We start from the raw sequence: 25,922 nt of genomic DNA, 5'->3' as shown, positions 1-25,922 counted from the left end.
TTACTATCCGCTTTTATCATTCGCTACAATAGCTTTTTGCTTTCAGCTTTCCGCTTTATGCTCCATTCATGATCTGCTCCTCCTGCTTCTTCTTCAGGTACCATTGTACCACGCGGATTTCCGCGAAACTGGCGGCATCTCCTACTCTCTCTTTAATGGGGCCGGCAGCGGTAGCGCCGAGTTCACCGATGTGTTTGAGTATGAGACGCATGGTTCTTTCGGAAACAAAGCGATGGATGTCCATTTCACCGGCTTCCACGCATTGCGCCAGATGGCTTTCTATGGTGCCAATGGCCAGTTGACGGGCAGTGGCGATATCAGCAATCGATTTACCTGCCAGGTATAACTCCAGCGTTCCTCTCCGGCTGGCTCCTTTCTCTACTTTACCTTTTGCGGCCTTTTCTTTGGCAGCATTAGCGGGAATGGCGGCGGCAGCAGCATCGGCATCCCGTAGTTTGGTATAATCTTTCAGGCCGGCCGTAAAGTTCAGTTCAGCATAAGACACCTCCCACACATGGCGTAGCTTATTCCAGCAGTCGGATTCCAGCGCCATGAGTTGCAGCAGGTATTTCTTTGATTTGGCCTTTTTTACTTCGGCAATATGCGCCTGTATAGGCAATATCAGGTCGTCGTGGATGCTCTGGGTGAAATAGCCGATGGCTTTGTTGACACGTTGCTCCAGTTGTTCCATTTCACCGGTTTGCACGGCGGTATCCAGTAACTGGTGCAGTTGCACCACGAATTTAGCGGCTACTTCCTGTTGTTGTTCTACTTTGGCCGACAGGCTGCGACTCAATTTGATGGCGGCATCAAAATCGGGTACTTTTTTATCCTGGATCCAAACGGCGTGACTGCGGATGGTGGCCTGCATGCGGTACCAGTCGAACAACTGCAACAGCGAGGTGGCCTGGAATTTCTTCCGTTCCATTTCCAGCAGCACTACCAGTTCGTTAGCTTCATTTTCTTTTTCCGCAAATTCAATCACCTGCCGGTCTGTTTTGATACTGCCATGCCCAATGCGGGAATGCAGTACCAGTCCTTCCAGCGACGTACAGCGGCTGAGCGCCACGTATACCTGCCCGGGAGCAAAGGCATAACCGGCGTCGATAATGGCGCGTTCGAAGGTAAGCCCCTGGCTTTTATGGATGGTGATCGCCCAGGCCAGGCGGATGGGGAACTGGGTAAAGCTACCTATTTCTTCTTCCTCTATGCTGTTTTCTTCCTGGTTATAAGAATACCGGATATTACGCCAGGTTTCTTTGCCCAGCTTCAGTTCTTCATGAGAACCTGCCAGTACCAGCATAATTTCCTCGTCGTTGATTTCCTTGACGGTGGCGAGTTTACCATTGTAATACCGCCGGGGTTGGGCCAGGTCGTTTTTCAGGAACATTACCTGGGCACCTATTTTCAGTTGCAGCAATAGTTCTGTAGGAAGGGCCTTATCGCTGAAATCACCGTCTATCTTGCCTTCGAAACGATATACTTTTCCCGGCATGTCGGCCAGGCGCCGGGCATTGATTTCATCTGCCTTCCTGTTATGGGTAGTGAGTACGATATATTCTTCGTCTTCTCCTTTAAAATTCGGCTGATAATGCTCATTCAGCAGCACCAGGTCTTCATGGAGCACATCGTTATTACGTATGCGGTTGAGTATATCGATGAAATGTTGTTCATTCTGGCGGTAAATTTTCTTCAGTTCGATATAGAGCGGCGGCGCCTGTTCTATTACTTTGGCAGCGAAGAAAAAGGTGCTGTTGTAATATTCAGAAAGCATCTGCCACTCTGCATCCGGTACAACCGGTGGGAGCTGGTACAGATCGCCGATAAACAGTACCTGTACACCTCCGAAAGGCAGCAGCGGTTTATTGCGGAAGTGGCGCAGGATAACGTCAATAGCATCGAGCATATCGCAGCGTACCATACTAACCTCATCGATGATGAGTAATTCCATTTCCTGCAACAGCACTTTCTTATCGTTTGTAAAACGAATATTACGGAACAGGCCATGCTTGTCTGTACCACTGATTTCATCCATTCCAAAGCCTCTTTTAGTGCCTGGGATAAACGGGCCGAAAGGCAGCTGGAAAAAAGAGTGCATGGTAACACCACCTGCGTTGATGGCAGCTACTCCTGTGGGTGCTACCACTACCGTATTTTTCTTTGTATGTTCTTTGATGTATTTCAGGAACGTAGTTTTCCCTGTACCGGCTTTACCGGTAAGGAAGATATGGCGGTGTGTGTGGTTTATGAAATCTGCCGCCAGGTGAAAGATGGTATTCGTATTATCCGGTTGGGGCATCGAGTTTATAAATTGAAACTGCAAATATACAGAAAAGCCGAAAGCAAAAAGCTATTGTCGCGGATGAACTCAAGCGGATATATGATACGCACTGATCACTCGCGACAATAGCTTTATGCTTTATGCTTTTTGCTTTCAGCTTTTCTGTATATTCGTTTTAGTTTTTGCCAACAAAATAATCTACATGGAAACCATCAAAATAGCGACAGCCCAGTTCGAAAACAAAAGCAACGACAAAGCCTATAATCTCAGTGTCATCCGTAAATTATCTGCACAGGCGGCGGCAGACGGTGCACAGGCGGTAGCCTTTCATGAGTGTTCTGTGACGGGCTATACTTTTGCCCGGCATTTATCAAAAGAACAGATGCTGGCGTTATCTGAATTTATCCCGGATGGTCCTTCCATCAAAGCATTGCAGGAAATTGCGGCGGAAAATAATATCGCGGTACTGGCGGGATTATTTGAAAAAGATGCAGACGACAATTTATTCAAAGCCTATGTATGTGTAGATAAAAACGGGCTGGTAGCCAAATACCGGAAGCTGCATCCGTTTATCAATCCGCATCTCCAGCCGGGTAATGAATATGTGGTATTTGATTTATTAGGATGGAAATGTGGTATGCTGATCTGTTATGATAACAATATCACAGAAAATGTACGGGCAACTGCCTTGCTGGGTGCTGAAATCATTTTCATGCCCCATGTGACCATGTGTACGCCATCTACGCGGCCGGGCGCGGGCTTCGTGGATCCAAAGTTATGGGAACTGCGCCATACCGATCCTACTTCGCTGCGACTGGAATTTGATGGTATGAAAGGCCGCTCCTGGCTGATGAAGTGGTTGCCGGCGCGTGCATACGACAACGCCGTATATGCTGTTTTCTCCAACCCGATCGGCATGGATGATGACCAGTTAAAAAATGGCTGTTCCATGATCCTGGATCCGTTTGGAGATGTGATAGCAGAATGCCGGAAACTGGATGATGACGTAGTAACGGCAACGCTTACACGAAATAAACTGACCCAGGCGGGTGGCCATCGTTATCGCCTGGCACGCAGACCGGATTTATATGGAGAAGTAATTGCAGCACCGCATACTTCTGTACAGAAAGTGGTATGGCTACAAGATAAAGCATAGTAGCTTGATAATTTATCGACGGCTGGCTTTTCTTGTCAAAAACAGCTACAGTAATGGATTTCACAAGTAACGTCCAAAAATAAATTCATAAAATAAGCTATGTATAAATGATGCTGATAAATTTACATCGTCTGTTAACTGGCGCAACCTGTTCTATTACAAGCAGACATTGTTTTTTAACTATCATTTATATCTATGACAAAAATGAAACTTTTGGCGGCTGTAGCATGCTTTGCCCTCGTATTTTCAGGCTGTAAGAAAAAAGACAAAACCGGCGATTACAACAGAGCTGCTATTATTGGTAAATGGACTTTCACGGAAACATACTTCATTGTTGGCGGGCAAAATAAGCCGGGGGAACCTTATGCACAGGGAGAGTACCTCCGCTTCACCGATAACAATAACCTGTATGCCGGCGACAAAAACACCGTAGCCGGGCAGGAAAGAATGGGGTATTATAAAATAGATGGGAGTACTTTAACAATGGCTGACAACAAGGAGCTTACCAAAGAGCCGGAAGTCTGGCACCTGGATGCTATCAGCAATACCGACATTACAATGTCTATGGAAGAAGAAGAATCGGGTATAAAAGGTAAGGTGATTGTGAAGCTAAAAAAATAAAGCACTTTTTAAGTGTGTCAAAGAAAAACGCTCCCATCCCGGAGCGTTTTTTTATGCAGTGATCAGCACATAAAAAAACCGCCCCTGCAAAGCAGGAGCGGTTTATACAAAACTATTATAAAATAAATTATGCCAGTCTTACGTTAACAGCATTCGGGCCTTTTCTGCCTTCTTCCACGTCGAATACTACGCGGTCATTTTCGCCGATGCTTTCTTTGATACCAGATACGTGAACAAAAATTTCTTGTCCTGAACCTTCGATTTTAATGAATCCAAAACCTTTAGCTTCATTAAAAAATTTTACTACACCTGTTTGCATTATATTTAATATTTAATTGTGAACGTGTTCTCGCCATTTACTTTAACAGCAGGCGGCTACCTGGGCAACTACAAGAAAAAGTGTAAGTAAAAGCTGAATGTGAGAGGTGATCTACTAACAGAATTGCAATACATTATCTTAAGAAGCGGTACGAAGATAGGGGATTCCCTGATACCACCCTAATTTATTTTAAAAAGTTTCTCGCGCCAGGGCCGCGCTGGCTCATTATTCCATATTAAAATATATTTTCGCATTATATATGAAACAGCCTGACGCATGGCGAATAAAAGCCATATTAACCGGATCTGCGGGTAACCTGGTAGAATGGTACGATTGGTACATTTACGCCACTTTCTCCCTATATTTTGCGCCGATATTTTTTCCGAAGGGCAATTATACTGCCCAGTTGCTCAATACTGCCGCCATTTTCGCGGTAGGCTTCCTGATGCGCCCTATCGGGGGCTGGCTATTTGGCCGTATAGCGGATAAGCAAGGCCGGAAAGCGTCGATGACGCTGTCGGTACTGCTGATGTCACTGGGATCACTGCTGATTGCCTTTACCCCGTCCTATGAACAAATTGGCGTTGCCGCTCCTGCCCTGCTCCTGCTGGCCCGGCTGCTACAGGGGCTGAGCGTAGGTGGTGAGTACGGCACCTCCGCCACCTATCTGAGCGAAGTAGCCACCCCTGAATTACGGGGCTTTTACTCCAGTTTTCAGTATGTCACCCTGATTGGCGGCCAATTAACCGCCTTGGGTGTGCAAATGCTGCTACAGAAGGTATTCCTGACGCCTGACCAGCTACACGAGTGGGGCTGGCGCATTCCGTTTGTAATTGGTGCCGCCCTGGCGCTTTTTGCACTATATCTGCGCCGGCATATGCAGGAAAGTACTTCTTTCGAACAAATAAAAAATGAAAAGGAGAAGGGATCGCTGAAAGTACTGTTCCGTCAGCATCCAAAAGCGGCATTGACCGTAGTGGGCCTTACCATGGGTGGTACGCTGGCATTTTACACCTATACCACTTACATGCAGAAATTCCTGGTGAACACCGTGCACCTGAGCATTGAGCATGCCACCACCATCACTTTTTTCCTGATGCTGATCTTTGCCTGCCTACAGCCATTGTTTGGATGGATCTCGGATATATACGGCCGTAAACCTTTGTTGATAGGCTTCGGCGTACTGGGCACCCTGTTTACCGTACCTATTCTCACCGCTATCAGTCAAACCAGTTCAGAATGGACCGCCTTCTGGCTGATATTACTCGCCCTGCTCATTGTGAGCGGTTATACTTCCATTAATGCAGTAGTAAAAGCAGAAATGTTTCCCGCGGAAGTGCGGGCATTAGGCGTTGGATTCCCTTATGCCATTACTGTGGCCATTTTTGGAGGAACAGCGGAGTCCATAGCCCTGTATTTTAAAAAGACAGGGCATGAGCCGATGTACTACTGGTACGTTACCATTTGCATTTTTATCTCTTTGCTGGTGTACCTCGTCTCTCGTGATACTAAAAAGACGTCTTTGCTGGATAAGGATGCGTGATTTCCCGGACGGTGCCATCGTGGTAACCAATGATCAACCTGCTGGCGTAGTCGAGAAACAAGCCATTTTCCACTACGCCGGGAATGTTGTTGAGCTGCGTATGTAACGCAGGTGCGTTGTGTATTTTCTGGTAATGGCAATCCAGGATATAATTGCCGTTATCGGTAACAAAGCGGTTGTTATCTTTCAAACGTAATACAGGATGGGCGCCTAATGCCACCAGATGTTTGAAAGTAAGCTCCCAGCCAAAAGTGGTTACTTCTACCGGCAACGGAAATTTGCCCAGGTGCTTCACCAGCTTTTGTTCATCTATCACCACCAACATTTCTTTGGAGGCAGCCGCAATTATTTTTTCACGTAACAACGCTCCCCCGCCGCCTTTAATCAGCTGCAACTGCGTATCGGCTTCATCTGCACCATCAATATCGATATCTATCTTTTCTACCTGATCAAAATCCACCAACGGTATGGCTTGTTCCACCGCCAGTTGGGCGGATTGCTGCGAAGTAGCCACAGCCCTGATCTCCAGGCCGGCCTTTACCATCTCGCCAATACGCATAATCGTGTAATACGCCGTACTACCAGTACCTAAACCTACTGTCATTCCTGACTTAATGTAGCTGGCCGCTTTTTCTCCCGCGGCTTTTTTTCCGATATCTGTTTGTTGCATGAATCAAAAGTAAGGAAAAGCAGAAAGCAAAAAGCGGAAAGCAAAAAGCTATTGTAGCGGATGGACCAACGCGGATATATTATACGCACTGATCATCCGCTACAATAGCTTTTTGCTTTCCGCTTTCCGCTTTCTGCCCTATCTAAATCTCGCCGGCGAAAAGGCCCTGATATCGATGCTTGTTTTCTGTTGATTGGCCAGTTCGGTTAACAGCTTACCGGTGGCGGGTCCGAGGCTGAGTCCCATCATGGCATGACCGCTGCCGAGTAAAAAGTTCTGATAACCGGGCAGGTAACCGATGTAAGGCAAACCATCTGGTGAACAGGGTCTGCATCCACTCCATACGGCTGTTTTTTCCGGCATTTTTATAGGGAGATTGGTAAAGTAGTGTTGTATAGAATCTACGATTCCTGCCACACGGTTCATATTCACGTTTTCGTTCACCGGCGCTACCTCCATGGTACCACCATAGCGCAACCTGTTACCCATGGGCGTCATCGCTACCCTGGCTTCGCATAAAATAGCCGGAATATTCAAGTTTACGGTTGGTGATTCCAGGGTCACGGAATATCCTTTACCTGGCATCATCGGTACCGCTGCTCCCGCCAAACGTGCTACTGCAGGTGTCCAGGAGCCGGTGGCCAATACAAATAAATCAGCGGTATGCGTTTCACTGCCTGTAACAACGGCCGTTACTTTTTGCCCGTTGGTTTTTACCGCTGTTACTTCTTTATCCGGGAGAAATTGTACTTGCTTTTGTTGCAAATAAGCGATCAGCTGTCCCATGAGATCATTGGGATAGAGGTGTCCATCACAGCGATAGTGTACGCCTCCCAGCACATCCATCTCCAGCTGTGGCTCCAGCTGCTGCAAAGCGGCTTTATCCAGCACTACGGCATCCAGGCCCATGTCATTGGCCTGGTGCGCCATATGCGCTTCTTCCTCTCCTACAGCCGCGGTTTTATAATACATGATAATGCCTTTGCGTTCGAGGCCAAACTTAAAACCTTCCTGCTGCGCCAGATCTGTATACAGCGAACGGCTAAAAATGTTGATATCCCGCAGGGGCAATGCCGATGCCGCCACATGTTGTGCGTTGGCACTTTTCATAAATTTCAGCCCCCAGCCTATCAACTGTCTGCTGAGCGCAGGCTTTACGTAAAAAGGGCTCTTGCTGTTAAACATCCAGCGTATGCCCTGTGATACAATACCCGGCGCTGCCAATGGTACAAAGTGACTGGGTACAATCATGCCCAGGTTGCCATAGGAGCAGTTGTTGCTGAAATCTCCCTTATCAATAACAGTTACATCCCAACCGCTTTCCTGCAGGTAGTAAGCGCTGCTAAGACCAATAATACCGCCGCCTATGACGATTGCTTTCATATTTTCAATTAATTTGATCGTCCGCGCTTTTATTCGCGGAGCGCCTTGTTCCTGATAATGTTTAGCCCTATATCAACAGGCAACTAACAGCATCGCGTAAACGAAATTTTGCTTCAAAAAATCACCTCTTCCCCGATGCTACAGGACCTGGAATCCGTGTACATACGGATCATCGTCATCCAGGATAATGGTATTGTAGCCCGTTACCATGGCCCAGCCTTCTATGCCGGGTACAATTGCCGGCTTGCCGGCCATGGTGGTTTCAGCCTCAATGGTGCCGATAAACTGCGAGCCGATGATACTTTCATGGATGAAGCGATCGCCCTGTTTCAGTTTTCCTTTGGCATACCATTGCGCCATTCTCGCGGAAGTACCGGTACCACAGGGAGACCGGTCAATAGCTTTATCTCCGTAAAACACCGCATTGCGCGCCGTCGCCTCCGGGCTAATGGTGGCGCCTGTCCACAGTAAATGACTCAACCCTTTGATATGTTCATTCTCCGGATGTATGAAGGTGTATTTTTCGTTGAGGCGTTTACGTAATTCACGGCTCCAGGAAATCAGCTGATCTGCGGTGTAGTTTTCCAGACCAGGAAAATTATCCTGCGGATCCACGATGGCGTAGAAATTCCCGCCATAAGCCACATCTACCCGCAACGTGCCCAGATCAGGGCATTCCACTTCCAGGTTTTCTGCCGCCAGGAATGATTTTACGTTAGTGAGCTTTACAGATTTCACCTTCTTCCCTTCCTGTACATAATCTACCAATACCAGTCCTGCCGGTGTTTCCAGGCGGAGTTTGCCGGGTACTTTAGGTGTTACCAGTCCTTGTTCAATGGCGATAGTCACCGTACCAATGGTACCGTGACCGCACATAGGCAGGCAGCCGCTGGTTTCAATATATAATACACCGATATCATTGGCGTCATCGGTGGGTGGATACAGGATGCTGCCACTCATCATATCGTGCCCTCTTGGTTCAAACATTAGTCCTTTGCGGATCCAGTCGAACTCCCGCAGAAAATGCAGGCGTTTCTCCATCATGTTATTGCCTTGAAGAATAGGGCCACCACCTGCTACCAGTCGTACCGGGTTACCGCAGGTATGGGCGTCTATGCAAAAAAAAGTTTTAGCTGCCATAGCATACAAATTATTTTCTAACGGCGTCTTTGGTGAGCTGACCGTCTATACGGCGCCAGATGCCTAAAGGATTTTCATCTTTCAATGCGGCCGGGAGCAGGTGTGCTGGCCAGTCCTGGTAACATAGCGGTCTTGCAAAACGCACTATCGCGGACGCACCTACGGAAGTACTTCGTATATCCGTGGTAGCCGGGAATGGTCCACCGTGTTGCATGGCATAGCATACTTCCACGCCGGTAGGTACATTATTCAGGATAATGCGGCCTACTTTTTCAGACAACGCTGTAATAGCGCCCGAAAAGCGTGTCAGATCCGCATCTTCTGCCATTATGGTACCGGTTAGCTGCCCGTGTAACTGCGCAATCACTGCCTGCAGTTCTGCCTCGTTATTGCATACCACCAACAGCGAGGTGGGGCCAAACACTTCCTGCTGCAATTCTGTATTGGAAATAAAGTGTTGTGCGCTGACGCGATAAAGGGCTGGAGAACCTTTGGTAGCTTCTCTTTCAGCGCCGCCGGCGTACAGTGTTTCCACGCCTTTCCTGCGTGAGAGCTGCTCCCTGTTTTCGTAGTAGTGGTAGCAGATGCCGGGATTGAGCATGGTAATAGCGGGGATGGCAGACAGCTCCTGTTGCAGGGTAGTGGCAAATTGCGTAGTAGCCTCGTCAGCCAGAGCGATGAGCAGACCGGGATTGGTGCAGAACTGACCGGCGCCCAGGGTGATAGACTGCGCATATTGTTTGGCTACGCTGTCTGCCGCTGCTGCCAGTTTAGCCGGCAATAGCAGTACCGGGTTGATGCTGCTCATTTCCGCATATACCGGAATAGGCTCCGGGCGTTGGGTTACAGCATCGAAGATAGCGGTACCTACTTTAAAGGAGCCGGTGAAGCCGATGGCTTTAATGCCGTGGTGTTTCACCAGTTGTTGCCCGATAGCGGGTCCGGTTCCGGAAAGACTGGAAAACACGCCATCCGGCATACCACATTGTTTCGCGGCCTTTTGAATGGCGAGGGCCACCAATTCATTGGTGCCGGGATGCGATTCATGAGCTTTCACAATGACCGGGTTACCGGCAGCCAGCGCTGATGCAGTGTCGCCACCTGCTGTGGAGAAGGCGAGCGGGAAGTTGCTGGCCGGAAATACCAATACGGGCCCCAATGGTACCAGCATTTTTCGTATATCCGCTCTCGGTAGTGGTGTCCGATCCGGTTGTGCGGGATCAATCACAGCTTCTACCCAGGAGCCTTCCCTTAATACGCTGGCGAAGAGTTTCAGCTGGGAAACGGTGCGCATGCGTTCTCCGGTAATACGGCCTAAAGGCAGGCCGGATTCTGCCACGGCTCTTTCCAGCAGGACATCACCCAGTCCCAGTATTTCTGCCGCGATGGTTTCCAGGAAAACCGCTCTTTCTTCCGGAGAAGAAAGGCGGTATACCTGGAAAGCAGCAGTAGCTTTATCTACCGCGAGGTTTACCTCTGCAGCAGTGGCGATAGTAAATGTTTCCGGCAACGCTGTATTGCTAACGGGATTGTATGCACGAAGTACATCTGTGCCCTCCGCAACGTCAGCGAAGCCTATGATATTTTTTCCAGTAATCATCCGGGGAGATTTAAATATTCCGGCAGCACAGGGCGGTTAGCCAGGGCGTCCGCAATTACTTTTTCAACGTGTGCAAGTTCTGCACCTGTTGGCAATAAACGTGGAGCACGTACAATAGCAGTACCGATACCGGTGGCGGCAGCGGCCATTTTGATGTATTGTACCAGTTTAGGATCAATATCCAGTTCCAGCAATGGCATGAACCAGCGGTAAATGGCAAGTGCTTCCGGAATACGTCCGGCCTTTACCAGGCGGTAAATAGCCACAGTTTCACGTGGGAAAGCATCTACCAGCCCGGCTACCCAGCCATTGGCACCCAGTACCAGGCATTCTAACGCCAAAGTATCTACGCCGCCAAGTATGCTAAAGCGATCCCCGAAGCGGTTGAACATACGAATAACATTGGTGGTATCGCGGGTAGACTCTTTTACCGCCTGGATGTTGGGAGCTTTTGCCAGTTCCGCGAACATGTCCAGGGTCACAAGAATTTTATAATCTACCGGGTTGTTATAGATCATAATCGGTAACGACGTACTGTTGGCTACCGCCAGGAAGTAGGCCACGGTTTCTGCATCATCCGCCTTATAACGCATGGGAGGCAACAGCATCAAACCAGCCGCACCCGCTTCTTCCGCTGCTTTGGCGCAACCGATAGCGGCTTTGGTGGTTTGCTCTGCAATATTCATCACAACGGGAATTTTACCTCCCAGGAAAGCTACTGCATGTTTTACCAATGCATACTTTTCTTCATTCTGTAAACTACTGGCTTCGCCCAGTGAGCCGCCCAGAATAATACCATTAACGCCTGCATCTACCTGCGCCTGCAGGTTTTTGTCGAACATCTCATAATCAATATGATCGTCGGCGGTGAAAGGAGTGAGCAATGCGGGAAATACGCCTTGCCAGTTAATTTGTGCCATTTTCCTATCTTTTTTTATGCCAACAAAAATAGCTGGAGACCCGCTATGGCATGCTGCTGTAATTAATCAATTATACGCATATTTTAACCTAAAACAACGCGCTTTCCGTGGGAAACAAAAAATATTTGCATAGAATTTAACGTATCGGTTTGAGAAAATTTCTTTAATTTAAAAGATTCCCCGGTCAACCAGGTATCCCATGCTTAAGGTAAGATTTTTCGTTTATTTGTTAACATTACTGCTTTGTACGCAAGCCGGCAGCAGCCAGTCCTGCACGGGAATTGGCCAAACACCCTCCTCCGCATTTCCTGTTTGCGGCATAAAAGTTTTCAAGCAGGCATCTGTTCCTATTTGTGGCTCAAATCTCGTCCCTGGCCCGGTTTGTAATAACCCGGATGATGGCCCGCATATTGATAAAAATCCTTACTGGTACAAATTCACCTGTTACCAAACCGGTACGCTGGGATTTACTATCCGCCCGCTGATATTGCAGGAAGACTATGACTGGCAGCTATTCGATATTACCGGGCGCAATCCCACTGATGTATTTACCGATCCAAGCCTGTTTGTTTGCATGAACTGGTCAGGAGAATTTGGTATTACGGGCGCTTCGGCCGCCGGCACTTCCAATAGCGTTTGTGGCGGCCAGAGACAACCGCTCTTCAGCATTATGCCCACACTGGAACAAGGCCACGAATACCTGTTGCTTATCAGCCACTTCTCCGATACACAAAGCGGATATGAATTGTCTTTTGGTGGCGGCACCGCGGTGATCACTGATCCGAACATTCCTCATCTAAAACAGTCTGCCTATAACTGCGGCCCTTTTACAGCAGGCATTAAGCTCAGTAAGAAAATTCAATGCAGCAGCATCTCAAAAGATGGCAGCGAGTTTATATTTAACGGCCCCGGCATTCCCGGTGTTAAACTGGTCAGCGTCACCGGAGTAGACTGTAGTAGCGGGTTTGATACAGATTCGCTTTTGCTGCAGTTCGACAAAGCATTGCCCGTAGGCACGTATAATGTCATATCGAAAAATGGCACAGACCAGAACACCTTCCTGGATGCCTGTGGCAACCAGCTTCCAACAGGCGAGTCCGTTAGCTTCCGGGTATTGCCCACGCTCCCGGTACCAATGGGCACCATTAAAACGCCGCCCTGTGCACCTGATGAACTGCTGCTGACCTTTGCAGCCGGTATCCGCTGCCAGTCTATTTCACCGGATGGAAAAGATTTTGTGCTCAGCGGCCCCAATGCGGTGAAGATCATCGCCGCATCCGGCAATTGCAGCAGTGATGGACTCACGACCACCATCTCCCTAAAACTGGATAAAAGAATATTACAGGCAGGCAATTATACAGTGACACTCGTAAAAGGCCCTGATGGCAATACTATCGAGAGCGAATGCCATGTACAAAGCCCGGCAGGACAAACGGCTAACGTCACCATTCCTCCGCAGCCCTATGTGGCCCTGGGACCTGTTACTCCCCCACCTTGCGGTCCGGATAATATTCAACTGGTATTTGATGATTACATCCGCTGCAGCTCCGTATCACCGGATGGAAGCGAATTTACCATCAGCGGGCCTGTGCCCGTAGTCATTACGAAAGCTATTACTACCTGCGATGCCAACGGACTAACAAAAATCATCACGCTACAACTGAAAGACCGTATACTTAAGGATGGTCAATATGAGGTACAACTGAAAGCCGGAAAAGACGGTAATACGCTGCAAAGTGAATGCTGGCAGGAAACTCCGGCTGGTGCACGTCAACCATTTACGATTGCACCACAGCCGGCGGTATTGTTAGGAGCCACCGCTCCTGCTACCTGCGCCCCCACTACGTTGCGACTAGGTGTTTCCATACCGGTGCGTTGCAGTTCTATTGCGGCGGACGGCAGCGACTTTACCATTAGTGGTCCCAAACCGGCCAGCATTGTAAAAGCCAGCGGCATCTGCAATAATAATCAACTCACGGATACGATTGAACTGCAATTATCTGCCCCCATACAAAATGCAGGTGACTATGTCATCACGCTCCGCAACGGCTCGGATGGCAACACCTTACAAAGTGAATGCTGGCAATTGGCAGTTATTAATCAACAAACACTATTTCGTACAGCCGATACCGTTAATGCGTCATTTACCTATACCGTCGCGCAGGATTGCCGCATCAGTACCTTCAATTTTCAGCATGACGGAAAGAACCAGGTGAACCAGTGGAAATGGAGCTTCGACGATGGCACCACATTTAATACCCAAAATCCCACAAAAGTATTTACCACGCTTGGCATGAAACACCTGGAACTAACGGTTTCCAATGGCGTGTGTTCAGATACCAAAAGTAAAGATACCCTCATCAGAAGTGAGGTAACCGCGCTGTTTGACGTAGATCCGGGCCCTTACTGCCCGCTGGACCTGGTGATTCCGCAGAATAAAAGTCTTGGCGCCATCAAATCCTGGACCTGGGACTATGGCAACGGCGCCCGCACCAACGGCGCTACCCCCATCCGCATGCAATACTACCCTACCCAGAAGGAACAGCAATATCTTATCCGGCTCATCGTGAAAAATGAGGCCAACTGCCAGGATACTGCCGATCATTATATCACTGCCGTAGCCAGTTGCTATATAGATGTGCCTACAGCGTTTTCTCCCAACAACGACGGGCAAAACGATTATCTCTATCCGCTGAATGCCTACAAAGCGGTAGACCTGCATTTCTCCGTCTATAACCGGGTCGGCAACCTCTTATTTGAAACCACCGACTGGCGCCACAAATGGGATGGCACGGTGAATGGAAAAGCAGCGGATATCGGCACCTATGTATGGATGCTGCGATACACCGAAAAAGAAAGCGGCAAAAAGGTGTTTCGTAAAGGCACCACCGTGCTGCTCCGGTAATCCATTTTTGGAATTCTACCGGAAGTCCCCTAATTTTTGCGCGGATTAAATGACAGATACATTGAAAGTACCCATTATATTAGCCATGGCAGCCACGTTAGCGGGCAGCCAGGCCATTGCACAAGACTCCACCGCCATCAAAGCCATTAACGCCAGCAGCCTGGCACAACATATCAGCATACTGGCCTCCGATGCGTTTGAAGGCCGCAAGCCCTTCACCCGCGGAGAAGACAGCACCATTCAATACCTGGCCGCACAGTTTAAACAACTGGGATTACAACCCGGCAACGGCAACAGCTATTTCCAGGAGGTACCCATGGTGTCTATCTATTCCAAACCCGCCAGCGACCTGGTGATTAAAGGCAATGGTGGCAGCGTATCGTTATCCTACCTGGAAGACTTTGTGGCAGCCACCCGCCGTGTACAGGACCAGGTGAACGTCCGCAATTCCCCGCTGGTATTTGCCGGCTACGGCATCGTAGCACCGGAGTATCAATGGAACGATTATAAAGGACTGGATGTAAAAGGCAAAACAGTGATTGTGCTTATCAACGATCCGGGCTTCGCCGACAGCACCCTGTTTAAAGGTCGTACTATGACGTACTACGGCCGCTGGACTTATAAATTTGAAGAAGCCGCCCGGCAAGGCGCCACCGGCGTGATCATCATCCATGAAACCGCTGCCGCCAGCTATCCTTGGAAAGTAGTGCGCAGCGGCTGGTCTAATTCCAAGCTCTATCTTCAAACTGCCGACAACAACCAACACCGCGCCGCACTGGAAGGATGGATATCACAGGATGCCGCCACGAAAATATTCCAACTGGCCGGCATCTCACCTGATATCATGCAAAAGGCCAGGACAAAAGATTTCAGGCCGGTAGACCTCCATTTACAAACATCTCTCGAAATAAATAATACCATAAAAAAATCCACCTCCCATAATGTGCTGGCCGTACTGCCCGGCGCCAAACGGCCGCAGGAATGTGTTGTATATTCCGCCCACTGGGATCATTTTGGTATAGGCGAACCCGTTAAAGGCGACTCTATTTACAACGGCGCTGTAGACAACGCCACCGGCACCGCCGGCCTGCTGGAACTGGCTACTGCCTTTACCCGCTTGCCACAACCACCTGCGCGGTCTGTGCTGTTCCTCTCCGTTACCGGCGAAGAACAAGGTCTGCTGGGCTCCGAATACTATGCCACACATCCCACCTTTGCCATGAACAAAATAGTTGCCGATATTAACCTGGATGTACTCAATACTTTTGGTCGCACCAAAGATATTACTGTCATTGGCAAGGGACAATCAGAGTTGGATGAATACGCCCTGCGTGCTGCGGAAAGGCAACAACGCACTACCATCCCCGAAGCCAATCCCGAAGGCGGCTGGTTCTTCCGCTCCGACCACTTCAACTTCGCCAAGAAAGGCGTGCCAGGATTGTATATCGGCCCCGGTACCAACGCCATTGGCCACGAAGCCGGGTGGGCCAAAGAACAGACAGCAGCGTATAACCGTTTACGTTACCACTCCCCTGCCGATGAATTCACCCCCGCCACCTGGAACCTGGAGGGCATGCTGGAAGACATCCGCCTGCTGTTTGACGTAGGCTACCACCTCAGCCAGGAGAGCAGCTTCCCAAAATGGAAAAATGGATCAGAATTTAAAGCATATAGAAAATAATGGCCATGGTGTTATTCGGATTGATCATGATAGGACTCATCCTGTTCCTGTACTTCAAAAATATATACAGTCGCAGGCAAAGCAAGAAAATAGCCGTACCGGAAGGATACCAGTCGCTCCTGCAGGAACATGTGCGCTACTACCAGCAGCTCAGCCCCTCTGATAAAACGCGCTTTGAAGGCATGGTACAACGCTTTCTCAAAAGAACCAGTATAGAAGGCGTAGGCACCGAAGTAACGGCGCTCGACCGCGTGCTCGTTGCCGCCAGCGGCATCATCCCCATCTTTGGATTCAAAGACTGGGAATATTTTAATCTTACCAACGTCATACTTTACCCTGATACTTTCGATGAAAGCTATCAATACGAAGGGAATCGCCGTAATATCCTCGGCATGGTAGGCAGCGGCGCTCTCAACGGACAAATGATCCTCTCCCGCTCCGCCCTGCGCGAAGGCTTCTCCAACATCACCGATAAAAACAATACCGCCATTCATGAATTTGTGCACCTGCTGGATAAAACAGATGGCACCATCGATGGGTTCCCCAGCAAACTACTGGACCACAGCTACGCCATTCCGTGGATGAAGCTGGTGCATCAGACCATACAGGAAATTTCAGAAGGGCATACGGATATTAATCCTTATGCCGCGATGAATGAAGCAGAGTTTTTTGCGGTAATATCGGAATACTTTTTTGAAAGGCCGGATTTGCTGGCGGAGAAGCACCCGGAATTGTATGGGATGTTGACGAAGATATTCAGGCAGGATCCGGCGGGGAAGGTGTAAGAACCTTTCCCGCAAATATGCTCCTACGAAATTGCAACCTGGAAAAGCATTATTACCTCTTTTAAGCATCGAACAAAAAACAGGGAAAGAAAAGGAGACAACAATACCAACAGAAAGGAAATAATGCATCCAAAAATCTGCTGAAATCTGCTCTCGTTGTTGTATTGTTTTAGAGCTGCTTTAAATACATTCTTATTGTATACGCATTTCTTAACTACCCGATACACCAAATAGGAAAGCATTAACACCAATACCCAAATTACCACGCTATGTAGTCTGGAAAACTTTGACATGCCCCATAATAATAACATGATGGCATAGCTATTCCATATTGCCACCAGAAATAATAATGCAGTGCATTTGGGATCATTGGCGCGTAATTTTCCAGCTACTTTATATAAATGTCCATACAAATATCCTGACATAGGTAGGCTCTTAGGCTTTCTCCGGTTGTTTCACATCACTCATTTACTTTGAATTATTACCTGTATCTTTTACCAGTCTCTCATATATTTTTAGTACCAGTAGAAACACGACGTTTAATCCTCCTGAAACCATCAATAGAAAAAAAATGCTCAGTACGTCTGCTGTTGTTGCGATGCCGTTACTTTGTGTATTGTTATATAAAACAAACAGTACCAGGCTAAGCAGCACCGCGAACACGTCTAAAATCAAAATAGTGAACCGTACCAAATGCGTGTTTGTCTGTAGCTTATCCAACACAGTCTCCATTGTACCGAATGTCCAGATACAATAACCAACAAGGATTATCCAATTTCTATTGCTGGTTCCTAAGCTATCAGTTACATATTGAACTGTAGAGAATCGCTCAACAGTCCAATTATAGCTGGATAGATATACAGCTACTATTACTACCAGATAAACAACAAATGCAATTATTCGGACTGCTGTGCTCATTTACAGGTAATTATTCCTCCTTTGCCAATCGTCTAGCACTACTAATTTAGCCATTAATTACTTCATCATCCAAACGTCCCGCTTCTATAGCTTTCATAAGATGACCTACTGTTAAGATCGCTATCTTATCCGGCATAAGTGACATACCCGGTTCAGGATAAAAATACTTCGTAAAATAAAAATTAGCAATATCAACGTTATATCTTTTACTAAACCGTACTATCAAGTCTTCTCCATCATCACCGGTTATGCCAAGATCATTCTCTAGCTATGTCTCCAGCGTAATAGGCACTTCAAAGGCGGCGCATTGATCGTATATGAAAGTGACTAAATCCTGAAATATTACTTCTTTCATTTCCTTCATTTTACGTACTCAATACCACTCTTAAATTTCTCCCTATCGACTTCCAGTTTATTCATTCCTAATCATTTATCCTAACAACTCACAAAGAAAAGCAGCTGGAAGATCTACTCCAGCTGCTCCTGAATTACTCTTAAATTAACAATGCTTCTTCAATATAGCTGTCAGACTACTTTACTTTGCACGATAATAGAAAATCAGAAATAAAACCAATTCTATAGCAACAAAAATATAAAAAGGATATAAACACTTGTGCCGCTTTATATAAGTTTCTCTGTGAGCAAATAGTTTTTCTTTGGTAACATTTCTCTCCAATAAATAAAATAATGAAAAGGCGCAACCTAAAAAAAGTAGGAACATATTAAACTTGCCTAATCTAAAGTGGCTGACAAGCATTGCAGCAAGACATACATTAAGACCGACTACAATACTAATCATTTGATTTGCCCTATATATATATCCACGTCCACTTCGATAATATCGGATTTTGTAGAGCATGTATATTAAGGAATATTGGATTTTTTCCATGTATAGATAATAGGTTTGCTACCTGCTTTTTAATAAAGAAGCTTATTTACTTATGGGAATTCGTCTATTCGTTAATTATCTCATCATCCCATCGTCCTGCTTCTATTGTTTTCATAAATTTCAGCTAAGGAAGTTAGAGTTTCCATAGCAGCTTTATTCTTAATTCCAGCTCTAAGTAAAGCAGCTGGAGGATCTACTTCCGGCTGCCCAAAAATGCATCTTGTGTCGGACTAACCAGGGCTTTTACCTATTAGCTTCTTTACTTTTATCTGGACATTCCACTGTCTTATTCATTTTATACTCATTGGATCTATCTTCTTATACTTAAATATCATAAATCTCCTTTTCAACAATTGCTTGTTTACTTTAAGATTAGTTAATCCCTGTGGATTCCTGTAATAATCCAGATTCACTTCTTCAATAAGCAGGTCATTAGTCGCAGGAAGGATATCTGAACGCAGTGTGTCTATCTTATATATCTTTCCCAACTCGAAGATCAAATAAAGATCTTTAGGCTTATTTTTTCTTGATTCCCGGATCAACTTGATATAGGTTTTTCTGTCTCTTTTACTGAATTCTTTATTCCTTATTGAAATGCTACAGAAATAGACATTACTGCTATCCATTGGGTGTAATTCCCATACCTTAAAAGTTCGGGAACTTGCAAGTGAATCCAAACTAATAAACGTTGGCCATTTATCCTCCCTGCTTTGTGCAAAGGCAGAGAAAATATAAAACAAAACCAGGTTAACAGTTATCAGCTTTTTATACATTATACATCAATTTCTTTTTTTCACTTCATAAACATCTTTAAAAACTAACTTATACACACGTATCCTCCATTCATCCCTTATTTCCTTTCTTTCCTGAAACCAATCCCTCCCATCCAAATCAACAATATTAGTAGGGTTGTTGCCAACATAGTTATAGGGAGACCAACTTAAATAATGCCCAGCACTTGGATCAATAGTATACCAGCGGTCTATTTGTGGGTCTTGCATCCTAGCCCCTAGTCATATAATTCAAGTCCGGATCCATCTCCGAACTCTTTACTCTGTAGTTCTTTACCATTGTATTTCAGGCGGTTTTCAGCGTAGGTACTTCCCTTCAACGCATTGGAACTAATCCCCGCCATCGTCAATCCAAATGGATAATAGTGCGCTGCTCCAAAAATTAAACAATTTATTCGTTTGACCTATACCAATTCTCTTTTACATTCGACCATCCATCTTTATAATATATCGTCTTGTATTTCTCATTAGAAAATCTTATCAAGTCAGGTCTTTCACTATTTAAAAGGCCAATAAATACATTTCCAAGTGTATCCACTTTAAGAATATTAACTTTGTATGACAAAAAACGAATAGCCAACTGTTGTAATAGCACTTTGTCAATATTGGTAGTATCTGCCATTAGACGTGTACTTGTTTTGACTACAGTCTTCAAGTCTCTATTGACATATACAATAAAAGGGCCATTGCTACCACTTACTGAAAGATCATTATCTATAAACAATATAAGTGAACGTTCTTTGTCTCTTCCCCGAAAGTATACACATCTATTTGTAAATGCAGTAAAATCACCATGGCCGTATTTCTTTACAAATACTTCTTGTTGCCTACTACTGCATGAAAACAAAGGAAAGAAAAGCACCGCAAGCAAAAATCGCTTAAACAAATACATATTTATTAATTTATTGCTAAAAAAACAGATATAGGCAATAAAGGTCCTACTTCTACCTTGCCAGAGTACTCTATTTCTTTATAGTAATTAGTATATCCATGTTCAAACCCTTTCATTATGGAATACTGATCATCTTTGGAGTCCAATTGGGGCATATCAAATATGTATAAAAGCTTAGACTAAATTTACTCGTCATAATTTTAGTTTTTTTGCTACAATAGTATGATCATAATTTGACAGCAAGATATAACATTCTGTTCTAAGGAAATAGGAGTCTTTTTTCCTTAAAGAAGTACCAGCTTCTATCTTATATATACTACACGAAAAGAAAGTGGCAGGGATACCTGTCGCCTTCTTTAAGAAAACATTTTTCATATCAAAGAAAAACAGCTAACTGATATGTTTATTTATGTATTCCGGTCGTATCATTACTTGCGGTTCAATTCAAACCTCGTGAAGTTGCCGAAGAATCATTACAATTTCCTATCTAACTGAAAAATACCATTTCGATTTTTCACCATCTATATAATATACGCAATGTTCTGCTTCCAACAGTTCAATAAAAAAAGGTTGTTTCATACATCCTCCGTCGCGCAAAAGATAACTCACGATTTTATTTTCACTGACCGTTCGATCCCATTGCGCAAAGTCCAAATTACCATCTTTATTAAAATCTCCGATACATAAGGGAGCCTGAAAGCTTCCGTCATCGTTATTCAATGTTATAAGTGGATAAATCCTAGTTTCATTTTTCTCTGTCACATCACATAACAAAATATACCATGGTTGCGGAGACGTACCGTTGAAGTCCATTTTCTCAAACTGAACAGTTATATATTTTCTCTTACCATGTTGAAATTCATACATAGCAGTCATATCCAATCTCAAGGGTTTTCCACTAACCGGTACACCAAATAATGAATCAAGATTATGCTTTTTATTACATATCATTATTGATTCGTGTTCAATCAGTCCCTTCTCTTCAAACCAATTAATCGAATACTTATACAATTTTATTTTCAAAAGTGTATTTTTTTCCTCCAATATGCACAACGAATTGGGTATATCAGAATGGGGTCTAATACTTTTAACCCTAACTGTTTTAAAATGAGGATCACTTATGCGTTTAAATTGCAAAACTTCTCTTTGCAGTGCAGCATAAGAAAACAACAGAGTATCTTTGCCCCCAACATTCCGGGCATTCACCGAAGGGATAAAATAACCAGTTATACAAGCGACCACAATGGTCAAGCATTTAATTAGTTTTGGCACCTTGAGCATCTTTCCATTTTTTTTCCCATTGAGTTGGGAATAATTTATTAGAACAGGTAAATTTAAATGATTGTAGGTAATGGACTCTATCTTCTTATTGAGATCTTTGGTAAGATTACCAACCGTGTCGTATTTATAATCGTCTCCGGTACGATTACCATCTTTAAAAAAAAACCGCAGACAATTGCCTGCGGGTGCCTTATAATAAATTTCACCTATTTTAATCACTAAAAGCTCCTCTTAAAGTACGGCCTATAGACTTAATGTTTATAATGATAAATAGCAGAAAAACCCATAAAGAAAAAGGTTGCACTTTTAGATCTAATCCAGCTTTATTTAAACTGAACCCAAAAGAATAGGCCTCTATAACAGGGGTAAACGCAATTAAATTAAGCGTACCAAACAATAGTGTAATAAAAGTGATGACTTTACCAATCTTAGGCCTCAATACTATTGCAACCAGGCTTGCCAATACAAAAAATACACCCCAATAATGCTTATTAACTAATAATATATTAGTAGTTAATGTTGTGTAAATACTATACCCTATAGCTATAATCAATATTGCAAGTGGTATATATTGCAGGATCCTTCTAAAATTCATAACCATATAATATTTAAAACTTACGTTCGTATGATATACTTCCTCCAATCCTCGTTTGTGTTGCTGAATTAACTTTTACGTTATCTGTGCTAATAATAGGTATTGTCTTAATTACCATAGTAGCATCAACAGCAACCTTTACACCAGCGGACTGCTGTCCAGCATTTGTCCCTGTCAACTGGCTTGTGTAATAAACATCTGCGGCTACACTTGCTGTCGCATTTCCTGTTCCCGCTGTCTGCTTTACTCCCACAGATACAGTAGCACTAGTTCCATTCGCATCTGTGGAAGTTTTTCCCGCTGCAGATAAAGGAACCCCACCAACATTACCGCTTACAGCAATTTTCTCTTCAACTTTATTTACAACATTGCTGGACGCTTTTACTTCAACAGGACTAACCTGGCCTGCTGTCTTAAAATATTCTCCCAAATTCAACTTTGCCTCCACTTTATTCTCACTTATTGTGGTTGTGGTGGTAGACTGCACCGGTCCAGCCTTGACGGTTACTACCTGTTCCTTATTTGCATGTACTTCTCCTTTAAACGATAATAAACTTCCAACCGCTGCAAAATACTGTCTAAAGGCATCATTTATATATGCCAATGGATTGGAGTTCTGATTAATCGGAACACTTTCCAGCCCCTCTAATTCAATATGACTTGTTACTTTATTCTCTGAAAAGGCATAAGGAGAATTATATACGTACTTATCTGCCAATGGGTCAATTTGTATAAATCTACCAATCTGCGGATCATGATTTCGATATTTAAAGCCATACCAATCTAAACTTAACTCAGTATCAAAATCTTGTCCCTGGAATTTCTTACGGTTCTCCGGATAATTGCTTCCTTTTAAAGCGCTTGAACTAATCCCACTCATTGTGAGTCCAAACGGATAATAATGTGTCTCCTCCAATACCGGTCCTGACGCCTGCGCCACTACTACATTATCAAAGAACACATCCTGCTGACTTTCATTACTGGTGTACACATACAGGAAACCACTCTTCTTAACCGGCATTTTATCCTGTGCCAATGTCTGTAACTGATCTGGCTCAGCTTTTACCTGTTTTATCCCACTGTTCTCTTCAACTAAGTTAAACTGATCATCAAATAAAACAAAATTAAGATAAGCTTTTGGGCGATCTGGTTTGCCCTGATCCGGATCCTTCTCTTTCAGACGCTGGTAATCATTATTATAGAAATTCGCATTAAATGGCGTTGAATTACTATTACCACTGATGCCATGAGCTCCGCCAGAAGATGATGCACCGCTGAATGTTTGTACCAGGTCTGCCAGCATATTTTCCGCAGTACTGTTACCAGATGTTTTATCCTTAGGACCCGGTGACTTATAAAATGCCTTAGCACCTATTTGAATGGTATCCCCTGCCATTACACGTAAAACAAGAGAAGGTCCTATTTTCTTTCCGCCATTGGCAGCCGTTAATTTTGCCACGGACTGGTTATTGCTGCCATTATCTTCCGCAGGGTAGCCTACCGGTTTAGCTGCACGGGTATTATCCAGGTTACTGAATAAGGCTTCTTCTGTAGCGGCTACCGGAGCTTCCATCGTAGCAGCATACATAGTCAGATCTGTTTGCTCGGTTAGCACCAGCCGGGTATTGCCCAGGTGATCTTTCACATAGTAATCATATACCCAACTTACAGGTTGACCGGTTTTAAATACCGTACGGATACGCCCCTCCTCATGACCACCAAACTGCAAGGTGTCATTCTGGTAAACGAGATTATTTACATAATCGGTAGTAGTAACTTTAGATTGCCCGCCGGTCAGATCTGTAACGATCTTTCTCACCTTCGTTCCCCCAGCCGTATACTGGTACTTAATAGTTCCTTTGCCGGTAATACTGATGAGAACAGGTAAATTTAAATGATTGTAGGTAATGGACTCTATCTTCTTATTCAGATCTTTATTGAGATTACCCATCACATCATAACTATAATCATCTCCGGTACGATTACCATCTTTAAAATCACCCAAAGCACTGATAACAGCACTACTATCATAAACTCCACCCAGTTTGTTACTATTAGGCAGGTAACTGTAAACTAACTTATCTATCTCTTTATTGGCAGTGCCATCCAACCCCCATTGATTCATCTTTCCTATATTACCATTGGCATCATAGGCAATCCAGTTGACGGAGAAGTCAGCTTTGTCTTTTGTCCATGGACCATTGTTGGTATTCTGCTGCCGGAACTCCGCCTGGATCAAACGATTGGCACGGTCATAATTATACCCATACGCACGGCCAACAGGATCGTTCCAGCCTCTCCAGCTAATACCAGCAATATTACCATTAAAAACAGTATCCTTAAAGCCATAGTCATAATTCAGCTCCTGGCCGAAGTAAGCACCACTACCGCTACTCACATACTGTTTATTGATTCCTCTCATCCAACCACGAATGTTGTAGTCATAAGCCAGTGACTCTATCGGAGCTGCTGTTCCCTTAATACCCAGGCGCTTTGTTTTAAGTTGCCCCAGCTCATCATACTCGTTGGAGGCAATCGTTCTTTCCAGGTTAACATCATCATTGAATCTTTTCTTTACCGCTGTTAACCTCCCAGCTGCATCATAAGACATCATCGTTAGTGTAGTCACTGATGGGATACTGCCACTGCGGATATTTCGCTGACGCTGATAAGAACTCAGTAACTTACCATTGAAATCATACTGATTGGTAAGTGTATCTCTACCTCCGGTAGCATTATCGCTGATTACCTGAACCACCCGGCCTTTGTCATCATAGTAATTAGTCGTAGTCAGCCACTGATCTGTGTCTATAACGCGTACTTTACTTCCCGTCACCATTCCTTTCGTCATGTTGCTGATGACAAAAAATTCTTTATAAGAATTACTTCCCGCATTCAATTTTGAAGAATCTCCCCTGGCCGGCGACTGTACTCCCGTGAATTCATACCCATCGTAAAAAGTATAGGTAAGTGGTGTTAAGTCGGCCGGGGATATATTTGGCAACGGATTGGATACCTGTACTGCGCTTCTGCCATTAATTAATGCGGTATTGATAAGCATCTCTGCTTCTTTACCTGTACCGGTATCAAACCCATCTGTCAAGGTAATACTATTGGTTGCCTCATATTTGTTACGATCATACACACCTGTTACCAGGTCCGCTTCACCGGGAAAGGTATACACTGTGGAATCCGTTGTATTGAGTACGCTATTCATACTCTGCTGAAGTGCCGACCGGGTAATAGCTTTTTTGTACAACGCAGTTTCAACAGGCCGGTTTAAACCATCATAAAACGTAACTAACCAGGTATTAGCCATTTTCAGGTTGCCATCTTGCATAAACACCAACCGGTCACGGTTATCATATACCATTTCAACCACTGCAGCGTCGGGCACTTTCTTGGTAATCATCCGGTTGCGGCCATCGTAGCTATATTGAAAACAAAGACCTGCCGCTACATTCGTCAGATTCCAGCTTCCTAAAAGCTTCTCTACAGCCAGCGGAGGGATCACAAAGGAGAGATTATTCAAATCATCATAAACATAATAAG

The 25,922-nt window shown here is 45.0% G+C and carries 19 protein-coding genes and 1 pseudogene; 6 read left to right on the top strand and 14 right to left on the bottom strand.

The window, feature by feature from the left end; all coding sequences use genetic code 11:
• Window positions 1-55: 55 nt before the first annotated feature.
• Window positions 56-2,299, bottom strand: a complete 2,244-nt coding sequence (locus J7623_RS26885; protein WP_291926791.1) for a helix-turn-helix domain-containing protein — start codon at window positions 2,297-2,299, stop codon at window positions 56-58.
• 184 nt (window positions 2,300-2,483) lie between these two features.
• Here J7623_RS26885 and J7623_RS26880 point away from each other — a divergent pair, with 184 nt between their 5' ends.
• Together J7623_RS26880 and J7623_RS26875 are read left to right on the top strand one after the other, a co-directional pair.
• Window positions 2,484-3,437, top strand: a complete 954-nt coding sequence (locus J7623_RS26880) for a nitrilase family protein (RefSeq protein ID WP_291926789.1) — start codon at window positions 2,484-2,486, stop codon at window positions 3,435-3,437.
• 195 nt (window positions 3,438-3,632) lie between these two features.
• Window positions 3,633-4,058, top strand: a complete 426-nt coding sequence (locus tag J7623_RS26875) for a lipocalin family protein (protein WP_291926787.1) — start codon at window positions 3,633-3,635, stop codon at window positions 4,056-4,058.
• A gap of 127 nt (window positions 4,059-4,185) precedes the next feature.
• Here J7623_RS26875 and J7623_RS26870 read toward each other — a convergent pair whose 3' ends face one another.
• Window positions 4,186-4,377, bottom strand: a complete 192-nt coding sequence (locus J7623_RS26870) for a cold-shock protein (RefSeq protein WP_079472790.1) — start codon at window positions 4,375-4,377, stop codon at window positions 4,186-4,188.
• Window positions 4,378-4,636: 259 nt separating this feature from the next.
• Between J7623_RS26870 and J7623_RS26865 the strand changes: the two genes are divergently transcribed.
• Complete coding sequence (locus J7623_RS26865) at window positions 4,637-5,920, top strand: MFS transporter (RefSeq protein ID WP_291926770.1); 1,284 nt, start codon at window positions 4,637-4,639, stop codon at window positions 5,918-5,920.
• On the opposite strand, the gene rpiA is transcribed toward J7623_RS26865, so the two are convergent.
• From rpiA to J7623_RS26840, 5 genes are all read right to left on the bottom strand, one after another.
• Window positions 5,886-6,590: a ribose-5-phosphate isomerase RpiA gene (gene rpiA / locus J7623_RS26860; RefSeq protein WP_291926768.1), complete on the bottom strand. Its 705-nt coding sequence runs from the start codon at window positions 6,588-6,590 to the stop codon at window positions 5,886-5,888. The genes J7623_RS26865 and rpiA overlap by 35 nt on opposite strands.
• Before the next feature lie 138 nt (window positions 6,591-6,728).
• Window positions 6,729-7,973, bottom strand: a complete 1,245-nt coding sequence (locus J7623_RS26855; RefSeq protein WP_291926766.1) for an FAD-dependent oxidoreductase — start codon at window positions 7,971-7,973, stop codon at window positions 6,729-6,731.
• 138 nt (window positions 7,974-8,111) lie between these two features.
• Window positions 8,112-9,113 (bottom strand): 4-hydroxyproline epimerase, encoded by a 1,002-nt coding sequence (locus J7623_RS26850; RefSeq protein WP_291926764.1) that lies wholly within the window; start codon window positions 9,111-9,113, stop codon window positions 8,112-8,114.
• 10 nt (window positions 9,114-9,123) lie between these two features.
• Entirely contained in the window at window positions 9,124-10,713 is a 1,590-nt protein-coding gene (locus J7623_RS26845) for an aldehyde dehydrogenase (NADP(+)) (RefSeq protein WP_291926762.1), read from the bottom strand.
• Complete coding sequence (locus tag J7623_RS26840) at window positions 10,710-11,633, bottom strand: dihydrodipicolinate synthase family protein (RefSeq protein ID WP_291926759.1); 924 nt, start codon at window positions 11,631-11,633, stop codon at window positions 10,710-10,712. The genes J7623_RS26845 and J7623_RS26840 overlap by 4 nt, the downstream gene beginning before the upstream one ends.
• Before the next feature lie 199 nt (window positions 11,634-11,832).
• Here J7623_RS26840 and J7623_RS26835 point away from each other — a divergent pair, with 199 nt between their 5' ends.
• Genes J7623_RS26835 through J7623_RS26825 form a run of 3 tightly spaced genes read left to right on the top strand, consistent with a single transcriptional unit; the run spans window position 11,833 to window position 17,004 of the window.
• Complete coding sequence (locus J7623_RS26835; RefSeq protein ID WP_291926757.1) at window positions 11,833-14,538, top strand: PKD domain-containing protein; 2,706 nt, start codon at window positions 11,833-11,835, stop codon at window positions 14,536-14,538.
• Window positions 14,539-14,587: 49 nt separating this feature from the next.
• Window positions 14,588-16,219 (top strand): M28 family metallopeptidase, encoded by a 1,632-nt coding sequence (locus J7623_RS26830; RefSeq protein WP_291926755.1) that lies wholly within the window; start codon window positions 14,588-14,590, stop codon window positions 16,217-16,219.
• A 5-nt stretch (window positions 16,220-16,224) separates the two neighbouring features.
• Window positions 16,225-17,004, top strand: a complete 780-nt coding sequence (locus J7623_RS26825; RefSeq protein ID WP_291926754.1) for a M90 family metallopeptidase — start codon at window positions 16,225-16,227, stop codon at window positions 17,002-17,004.
• Window positions 17,005-17,968: 964 nt separating this feature from the next.
• On the opposite strand, the pseudogene J7623_RS31795 reads toward J7623_RS26825, so the two are convergent.
• The 7 genes and pseudogenes from J7623_RS31795 to J7623_RS26795 form a co-directional block, all read right to left on the bottom strand.
• Window positions 17,969-18,178: pseudogene (locus J7623_RS31795) on the bottom strand (DUF1493 family protein); the annotation flags it as partial.
• A 1,412-nt stretch (window positions 18,179-19,590) separates the two neighbouring features.
• Entirely contained in the window at window positions 19,591-19,812 is a 222-nt protein-coding gene (locus J7623_RS26820; protein WP_291926752.1) for a hypothetical protein, read from the bottom strand.
• Between the two features lie 8 nt (window positions 19,813-19,820).
• Window positions 19,821-19,946, bottom strand: coding sequence for a hypothetical protein (locus tag J7623_RS26815; protein WP_291926750.1), 126 nt, complete (start codon window positions 19,944-19,946; stop codon window positions 19,821-19,823).
• A 47-nt stretch (window positions 19,947-19,993) separates the two neighbouring features.
• The gene (locus J7623_RS26810) at window positions 19,994-20,494 is read right to left on the bottom strand and encodes a hypothetical protein (protein WP_291926747.1); all 501 of its coding nucleotides are present in this window, start codon (window positions 20,492-20,494) and stop codon (window positions 19,994-19,996) included.
• Between the two features lie 483 nt (window positions 20,495-20,977).
• Entirely contained in the window at window positions 20,978-21,994 is a 1,017-nt protein-coding gene (locus tag J7623_RS26805) for a hypothetical protein (protein WP_291926742.1), read from the bottom strand.
• Window positions 21,987-22,370: a hypothetical protein gene (locus J7623_RS26800; protein ID WP_291926739.1), complete on the bottom strand. Its 384-nt coding sequence runs from the start codon at window positions 22,368-22,370 to the stop codon at window positions 21,987-21,989. The genes J7623_RS26805 and J7623_RS26800 overlap by 8 nt, the downstream gene beginning before the upstream one ends.
• A 13-nt stretch (window positions 22,371-22,383) precedes the next feature.
• The coding region (locus J7623_RS26795) for an RHS repeat-associated core domain-containing protein (protein ID WP_291926735.1) at window positions 22,384-25,922 on the bottom strand (3,539 nt) is incomplete at its 5' end.

This window comes from Chitinophaga sp. (assembly GCF_017745275.1).
In the GTDB taxonomy this organism is placed as follows: domain Bacteria; phylum Bacteroidota; class Bacteroidia; order Chitinophagales; family Chitinophagaceae; genus Chitinophaga.
This window is presented reverse-complemented; position numbering and strand designations above follow the sequence as displayed.

What these genes read in the sequence shown, in the direction of transcription:
- J7623_RS26885 (WP_291926791.1), bottom strand. Translation starts at nt 2,299, where the DNA reads ATGCCCCAACCGGATAATACGAATACCATCTTTCACCTGGCGGCAGAT.
- J7623_RS26880 (WP_291926789.1), top strand. Translation starts at nt 2,484, where the DNA reads ATGGAAACCATCAAAATAGCGACAGCCCAGTTCGAAAACAAAAGCAAC.
- J7623_RS26875 (WP_291926787.1), top strand. Translation starts at nt 3,633, where the DNA reads ATGACAAAAATGAAACTTTTGGCGGCTGTAGCATGCTTTGCCCTCGTA.
- J7623_RS26870 (WP_079472790.1), bottom strand. Translation starts at nt 4,377, where the DNA reads ATGCAAACAGGTGTAGTAAAATTTTTTAATGAAGCTAAAGGTTTTGGA.
- J7623_RS26865 (WP_291926770.1), top strand. Translation starts at nt 4,637, where the DNA reads ATGAAACAGCCTGACGCATGGCGAATAAAAGCCATATTAACCGGATCT.
- rpiA (WP_291926768.1), bottom strand. Translation starts at nt 6,590, where the DNA reads ATGCAACAAACAGATATCGGAAAAAAAGCCGCGGGAGAAAAAGCGGCC.
- J7623_RS26855 (WP_291926766.1), bottom strand. Translation starts at nt 7,973, where the DNA reads ATGAAAGCAATCGTCATAGGCGGCGGTATTATTGGTCTTAGCAGCGCT.
- J7623_RS26850 (WP_291926764.1), bottom strand. Translation starts at nt 9,113, where the DNA reads ATGGCAGCTAAAACTTTTTTTTGCATAGACGCCCATACCTGCGGTAAC.
- J7623_RS26845 (WP_291926762.1), bottom strand. Translation starts at nt 10,713, where the DNA reads ATGATTACTGGAAAAAATATCATAGGCTTCGCTGACGTTGCGGAGGGC.
- J7623_RS26840 (WP_291926759.1), bottom strand. Translation starts at nt 11,633, where the DNA reads ATGGCACAAATTAACTGGCAAGGCGTATTTCCCGCATTGCTCACTCCT.
- J7623_RS26835 (WP_291926757.1), top strand. Translation starts at nt 11,833, where the DNA reads ATGCTTAAGGTAAGATTTTTCGTTTATTTGTTAACATTACTGCTTTGT.
- J7623_RS26830 (WP_291926755.1), top strand. Translation starts at nt 14,588, where the DNA reads ATGACAGATACATTGAAAGTACCCATTATATTAGCCATGGCAGCCACG.
- J7623_RS26825 (WP_291926754.1), top strand. Translation starts at nt 16,225, where the DNA reads ATGGTGTTATTCGGATTGATCATGATAGGACTCATCCTGTTCCTGTAC.
- J7623_RS26820 (WP_291926752.1), bottom strand. Translation starts at nt 19,812, where the DNA reads ATGCAAGACCCACAAATAGACCGCTGGTATACTATTGATCCAAGTGCT.
- J7623_RS26815 (WP_291926750.1), bottom strand. Translation starts at nt 19,946, where the DNA reads ATGGCGGGGATTAGTTCCAATGCGTTGAAGGGAAGTACCTACGCTGAA.
- J7623_RS26810 (WP_291926747.1), bottom strand. Translation starts at nt 20,494, where the DNA reads ATGTATTTGTTTAAGCGATTTTTGCTTGCGGTGCTTTTCTTTCCTTTG.
- J7623_RS26800 (WP_291926739.1), bottom strand. Translation starts at nt 22,370, where the DNA reads ATGAATTTTAGAAGGATCCTGCAATATATACCACTTGCAATATTGATT.